The sequence below is a fragment of the Neisseria sp. P0019.S002 genome (assembly GCF_051957155.1).
Taxonomy (GTDB): domain Bacteria; phylum Pseudomonadota; class Gammaproteobacteria; order Burkholderiales; family Neisseriaceae; genus Neisseria; species Neisseria perflava.
Map to the genome: position 1 here is coordinate 1 of NZ_JBQCWS010000079.1, position 490 is coordinate 490.

The 490-nt window shown below is 48.0% G+C and carries 1 pseudogene; it reads right to left on the bottom strand.

The features are described 5' to 3' along the window. Positions 1-123: 123 nt before the first annotated feature. Positions 124-480: pseudogene (locus ACTHTY_RS11650) on the bottom strand (DUF2069 domain-containing protein). Between the last annotated feature and the right edge of the window lie 10 nt (positions 481-490).

The window sequence follows — 490 nt, forward strand, 5'->3', positions numbered from 1 at the left end:
GTAGTGGGCCGACTCGGTAGAGTGAGAGAAAAGGGACGGCGCAAATCCAAAGAAAACTGAGCCATAAAGGCCAAAAGGTTTTTACTGAAGATTCGGCTAGGCCGTCTGAAAGTGTGTGGTAGGTCATTTTAATGTGTGTTTTTGTTGTTTGATAAATGCAAGGCAGCCGAGGAAAAAGGCAATGCACAATAATACGGAAACGGCGGCGCAAATCCGGCTGGCGAGAGCCGTGTCTGCCAGGCGCATACAGGCTTAGGCAAAGTAAATCAGAATCAGCATGGAGCTGTATTGGTAAGTGTAGATGCGTTTTTTCAAAATGCCGGTCAACGGCAAGCACAAAGGCAGGGCTTTCAGTGCCAACCATGAGCCGCCTTCGCGCAATGGCGCGATCCATAATTCCCATGATAAGGAAAGCAGGATCAGCAGGATAAGGCTTATGGAAGTTGCAAGATAAGGTAATGGGGAGCGTGTATTGTTCACAATATTGAGG